At 67.8% G+C, this 5579-nt stretch carries 7 protein-coding genes; 3 read left to right on the top strand and 4 right to left on the bottom strand.

Going from position 1 to position 5579, the window contains the following annotated elements; all coding sequences use genetic code 11:
* Window positions 1-140: 140 nt before the first annotated feature.
* A complete protein-coding gene (lpqN, locus tag ACRDUX_RS39735) occupies window positions 141-848 on the bottom strand; it encodes an envelope biogenesis lipoprotein LpqN (protein ID WP_526422863.1) in 708 nt (235 codons plus the stop codon).
* A 173-nt stretch (window positions 849-1021) separates the two neighbouring features.
* Between lpqN and ACRDUX_RS39730 the strand changes: the two genes are divergently transcribed.
* Entirely contained in the window at window positions 1022-1708 is a 687-nt protein-coding gene (locus tag ACRDUX_RS39730) for a DUF5642 family protein (protein WP_526422861.1), read from the top strand.
* A gap of 28 nt (window positions 1709-1736) precedes the next feature.
* A complete protein-coding gene (locus tag ACRDUX_RS39725; RefSeq protein WP_526422859.1) occupies window positions 1737-2396 on the top strand; it encodes a DUF5642 family protein in 660 nt (219 codons plus the stop codon).
* Here the strand turns inward: ACRDUX_RS39725 and ACRDUX_RS39720 are convergent.
* Window positions 2393-2998, bottom strand: a complete 606-nt coding sequence (locus ACRDUX_RS39720) for an alpha-ketoglutarate-dependent dioxygenase AlkB (protein WP_526422857.1) — start codon at window positions 2996-2998, stop codon at window positions 2393-2395. The genes ACRDUX_RS39725 and ACRDUX_RS39720 overlap by 4 nt on opposite strands.
* Before the next feature lie 31 nt (window positions 2999-3029).
* The gene (gene soxR / locus ACRDUX_RS39715; RefSeq protein ID WP_526422867.1) at window positions 3030-3461 is read right to left on the bottom strand and encodes a redox-sensitive transcriptional activator SoxR; all 432 of its coding nucleotides are present in this window, start codon (window positions 3459-3461) and stop codon (window positions 3030-3032) included.
* 46 nt (window positions 3462-3507) lie between these two features.
* Between soxR and arcA the strand changes: the two genes are divergently transcribed.
* The gene (gene arcA, locus ACRDUX_RS39710; protein ID WP_526422855.1) at window positions 3508-4713 is read left to right on the top strand and encodes an arginine deiminase; all 1206 of its coding nucleotides are present in this window, start codon (window positions 3508-3510) and stop codon (window positions 4711-4713) included.
* A gap of 52 nt (window positions 4714-4765) precedes the next feature.
* Here the strand turns inward: arcA and ACRDUX_RS39705 are convergent, their stop codons facing one another.
* Window positions 4766-5563 (bottom strand): putative endonuclease domain-containing protein, encoded by a 798-nt coding sequence (locus ACRDUX_RS39705; RefSeq protein ID WP_526422865.1) that lies wholly within the window; start codon window positions 5561-5563, stop codon window positions 4766-4768.
* Window positions 5564-5579: the final 16 nt, after the last annotated feature.

Genomic DNA, 5579 nt, shown 5'->3' with positions numbered 1-5579 from the left:
ATCTGACCTCGTCGATCGGCTTGTCGGTGGTGACCGTCGCCTGGACCGTCTGCCGCGCCGTGACGATCCCTGGCGACACGACGACTGAAGCGCCGTCCGCGCGATTGAAGAGGTCCACTGGACCAATGGTCCCACGCGGCCTATGGCGTGATCGTCGTCTTCTCGTCGATCTGCGACGTGGCGTCCATCAGGGGCGCGATCTGATCTTCGGTGCCGCCTGCATTGAGTTGCAGGACGAAGACTCCGTTGCCGTCGCCGGCCGGGATGACGACGGTCTTCTGGGCGATGAGTCGCTTGGCGCCGTCCTTGACGTAGGTGGCGCCGCTCTGAAAGGCGTCGAACCCGCCGAGCTTCGCGTTGTTCCCGTCGCCCGCGCTCTCGTACCCCGGCAGATTCTTCAATTCGCCAGGCGCGTACTGGAAGATCTTGGCCGGATCGACGTTGCCCGTCAGCCTGGACAGGACCGCGACGATCGACGGCGGATCGGCGCCCATCGACGGGTCGGTGGACACGATCGCGCCGTATGCCCCCTGCGGAGTCTTGGGGCCGGCGTCGGCCCAGCCCGTTGGGGTCGGCAGATCGATCGTCGGCGCCCCCGGATCCCCGCGCTTGACCGGGGTCTCGGTGATGCCGTTCTCCTTGATGTAGTCGGCGATCGTCGGGTTCGCGCCCGCGGCCGGCGCGGATGCAGTCGGGGACGGCGCCGCGCTGCTGCTCGACGCACTACTACTGGTCGCCGCCGAGGAGGAACTCGCGGTGGTCTTCGAGTCCGACCCGCAACCTGCCAGCGCCATCCCCAGAGCGACGAGGGCGACGGCGGCGCCACCCGCGATGGTGTGCGTTCTCATGAATTCTCCTGACGAGGGAAGCGGGTGAGAGCCTGCGGTCGGCAAACTGAAAGTACACGTCAATTGACGCTGACGGTCAGAATCCGAGCCGACCGGCACCACCACTTCGGTGAGTGCGGCGTGTCTTCCCGCGTTGTCGGCGCCCGTCGTCGTCGCCGTGGTACCAACGGCTCATGCGCGTCTTCGCGTCATGCGTCGTGATCGTGCTGTGCGCGGCGTGCGGCCAGGCTGCCGCGCCCCCGTCACCGCCTACTTCGGATGCTTCGCCGTCGCCGTCGCCGTCGCCGTCGCCGTCACCGGCGGAGGTGAACCCGGCTCGGGTGGAACGCGTCCGCTCCGATCTTCCCGACGGTTACGAGGTGGCCGGGCTGTCCGGTCGGGCTGCGCCGGTGGCGCTGTGGGGCTTCGGTCAGGCGTGGACGGCGGACCCGATCCACTGCGGTGCGCTCGCCGATCCGGCGGGTGACGGGGCCGACGAAGCCGTCAACGGCTGGTCCGCCTCCGGCCCCGGCGGCATCGTCTACGCCGTGGTGGCCGATGCATCCGTAGGCCTTGACCCGGTGCTGGCGGCGTCATGCGGCACCTGGACCCTGTCGGCCGGGCACACCAGCGGCGTCGTCACCCTCGTCGGACCGCCTGCCGTCGACGGCGCGACGACGCTTGGCATGGCGACCGACGCCACCACCGTCGTCGAGGGGGGCACCGAAACCCACACGCACGCCGACACGTTCATCGCCTACCTGGGCGAGCACGTCGCCTACGTCGCGGTGGTCACCGATCCAGGCGTTGCGGGGCCTGCCCTGTCCGCGGACTTCGCGTCGGAGCTGCTCGTCAAGACGGTGGCGGCGGTCCGCGGGTGACGGGTCGCCGACGGGTAGATTGACGGCGATGCTCAGGACGCTGCTCGCCCTCGCCTCTGCGCTCGTGTTGGCCGCGTGCTCGGGTGGTGCGGCCCAGGACGGCTCGAAGGCGGACATCGCCAAGGTGCTCGACGTCAAGTCCAGTTTCGGGCCTGAGTTCAAGACGTCCACGGTCGCGCCCACCGGAATCGACCCGCGTCTGCTTGCGCCACAAGCCGTTCCGTCAGGAGCGGTGTTCGATCCGTCGGACTGTGCGAAGGCGGCGACGGGCCTGGTGGTGCCGCCGGGACTCAAGGGCAACATGGCCGCGACGACGGCCGAGGGCGATGGCAATCGGTTCATCGTGATCGCGGTGGAGACGTCCGAGCCACTGCAGATGCCCGACCCCGGCGATTCGTGCAAGAAGGTCGCGTTCGCCGGTGGTGGCGCGCGCGGCCTGGTCGAGGTCGTCGAGTCGCCCGCGATCGATGGGGCCCGCACGCTCGGTACCCATCGGGTGGTGCAGACGAAGGTCGACGGCAAACCCGCGACCGGCGAGCTCTACAACTACGTCGCCAGCTTCTCGACGTTCATGGTCATCGTCACCGCGAACCCGCTCGTCGAACCCAATAAGCCAGTGGCGCCGGTGAACACGCAGCGGGCCCGCGACCTGCTGTCGGCCGCAGTCGGTGCGGTGCGCGGCACCTAACGCACGTCGCGTGGGCGGAATTGGATGCTGATCCTTGGGCCCGTCGGTTTCGAGGTCTTGGGCACGGCGTGTTCCCACGTGCGCTGACACGAACCGCCCATCACCAGCAGATCCCCGTGGCTCTGGGGCAGCCGCAGTGCGCGGCCGCCCCGGCGGGGACGCAGCGCGAACATCCGCGTCGCGCCGAGGCTGAGGATCGCCACCATGGTGTCCTCGGTGCTGCTACGTCCGATGGTGTCGCCGTGCCAGGCCACGCTGTCGCTGCCGTCGCGGTAGAGGCAGAGGCCCGCGGAGGTGAAGGGCTCGCCCAACTCGCGGGCGTAGATATCGTTGAGGCGCACGCGCAACCGTGCGACCGCCGGGTGCGGCGCGGGTTCGGACACCAGGTCGTGGAAGCTGACCAGCCGGGGGACGTCGAGCACCCGGTCGTACATCTGACGGCGCTCGGCGCGCCACGGAACGTCCGTCACCAGCGCGTCGAATACGTCCTCCGCGCCGGAAAACCATCCCGCGCGGACGTCGATCCATGCGCCGTCACCCAAGTCACGCCGCTCGTCGTGGTCGAAGAGCGCCCCTTGAACCGTCAGACCGGTGTCTGCCACGAAGGAGAGTTTATCGCACAGGCGTTCGAATTCACAGGTTGGTCGCGCCGGGTCCACGTTGCGCAAGGACGTCGCCGGGATTGGTCAGGATGCACGTCTTGAGGCTCAGGCAACCGCAGCCGATGCACCCGGCGAGGTTGTCGCGCAGGCGCTGCAGGTGCACGATCCGCTCGTCGAGATCGGTGCGCCACCCCGCCGAAAGGCGCGCCCAGTCCTTGCTGGTTGGCACCCGATCGGTGGGCAGTGACCCCAGGGCCTCGCGGATGCGGGCCAGCGGGATGCCGAGGCGCTGCGACATCCGGATGAACGCCACGCGGCGCAGGGTTTCGCGGGCATAGCGTCGTTGATTGCCCGACGTGCGGCGGCTGGCGATCAAGCCTTCGCGCTCGTAGAAGTGCAGCGCCGATACCGCCACGCCACTGCGATGGCTCATCTCGCCGGGAGTCAGCTCGAGCACGTCCATGACCTCAACAATAGTTGAGGTGAGGATTCGGGTTACGGTGCTAGTCATGACGGGTACGACGCTGGGCGCCAATTCAGAGGTGGGGACGCTGCGGGTCGTGATCCTGCATCGCCCGGGGCCGGAACTTCAGCGTCTCACCCCGCGCAACAACGACCGGCTGCTGTTCGACGGAATGCCATGGGTGGCGCGTGCGCAGGAGGAGCACGACGCATTCGCATCGCTGTTGCGATCGCGTGGGGTCGAGGTGTTGTTGCTTGCCGACCTGCTGACCGAGGCGCTGGCCAGTGGCGCCGCCAGGATGCACGGCATTTCCGCGGCGGTCGACACCCGTCGCTTGGGACTGCCTCTGGCGCAAGAACTCTCGGCCTACCTGCGAACACTCGACGTCGAACCGTTGGCACGCATCCTGATGGCGGGCATGACGTTCAGTGAGCTGCCGTTCTTCGGCAGTGAGCTGTCGCTGGTCCAGCGGATGCATCACGACGCCGACTTCGTCATCGATCCGTTGCCGAACCTGCTGTTCACCCGCGACTCGTCGTTTTGGATCGGGCCGCGGGTCGCGATTACGTCGCTGGCGCTGCCTGCGCGCATTCGCGAGACCTCGCTGACCGACCTCATCTATGCGCACCATCCGCGGTTCCTTGGCGTGCGGCGGGCGTACGAGTCGCGTTCGGCCCCCGTCGAAGGAGGCGACGTGCTGCTGCTTGCGCCAGGCGTGGTCGCGGTCGGCGTGGGGGAGCGGACGACGCCGGCGGGTGCGGAGGCGTTGGCGCGCAGCCTGTTCGACGACGGCCTGGCGCATACCGTGTTGGCCGTGCCGATCGCACAGGAACGAGCGCAGATGCACCTCGACACGGTCTGCACGATGGTCGACGTGGACGCGGTGGTGATGTACCCGAACATCGTCGACTCGCTGTCGGCGTTCACGATTCGGAGCAAGGCGTCCGGCGTGACGATCGAGAGCGCGGCCCCCTTCGTCGATGCGGCCGCCGACGCGATGGGCATCGACAAGCTCCGTGTCATCGACACGGGCCTTGACCCCGTCACCGCCGAGCGCGAGCAGTGGGATGACGGGAACAACACCCTGGCGCTGGCGCCCGGCGTGGTGGTCGCCTATGAGCGAAACTCCGAAACCAATGCGCGACTCGCGGATTCGGGTATCGAGGTGCTACCGATCTCGGCCTCAGAACTCGGCACCGGCCGCGGCGGCCCGCGGTGTATGTCGTGTCCGGTCGCCCGCGACCCGCTGTAGACCACGCCCCAAATTACGCCGAAATAGCATTCCCTGTCGTTGAGGTGTCCGTTTAGTCGCCGTAGCTGCTGCCTCGGCGTGCCGCCCATGCCTGGGCGACGCGCTGAAGCACGTCGTCGGCCCGGTCTTCCGAGATCACCTTGACGTGCAGCCAACCCTGCTCGTGGATGCGTCGGAGCCGCTTGACGTCCCACGCGTAACGGATGCGGTCGGTCCGGTGTTGATCACCGTCGTACTCCACGGCGATCATGACGTCCTCCCATCCCATGTCGAGGCAGGCGAACTCGTCACCGAAGTCATCGACTACCGGGATCTGGGTACGCGGTCGTGGATATCCCGCGTCGATGAGCAGGAGTCGCAACCAGGTTTCCCTTGGAGACTGCGCACCGCCATCCATCAGGTCGATGGCGTGGCGCAACCGTCGAATACCTCGGGCTCCCTTATAGCGGTCGATCAGCGGCGCGACGTGGTCCGCGGCGAGACCGGTTGCGCGGGACAGGGCATCGAGGTGTGTCACTGCGGCCAAGCGGGGAAGGTAGCGGCCAAGGTCGTAAGCGGTTCGCTGCGGAGTGGCCACCGCCATGTCGTTCACTTCGACGACGTCGTCGTCGGTGAAGTGGTCGTTGCGAGTGATGATCCCGTGGGGCGGCCGGTTGTTGCGCCACAAGAGTTCGATCGGGGCCCGCTCGTCGACCCAGAGCGAACCGTGGATCGACGACGCCGCTCGGCCGGTTATCGGGGCGCGACGTCCGGACCACAGCCAGGCCCCGACGGCGTTGGCGTACAACGACGGTTCGGCAATCCGCGGCGTGTAGACGTCCGGATAGATGGTGCGGTACCTCGAGCGCAATTGACCCCACGTGACC

Origin of the sequence: Mycobacterium sp. (assembly GCF_050701675.1) — a bacterium.
Lineage (GTDB): Bacteria > Actinomycetota > Actinomycetes > Mycobacteriales > Mycobacteriaceae > Mycobacterium.
The sequence above is the reverse complement of the archived record's forward strand: the minus strand, read 5'-3'. Positions and strand labels throughout refer to the sequence as shown.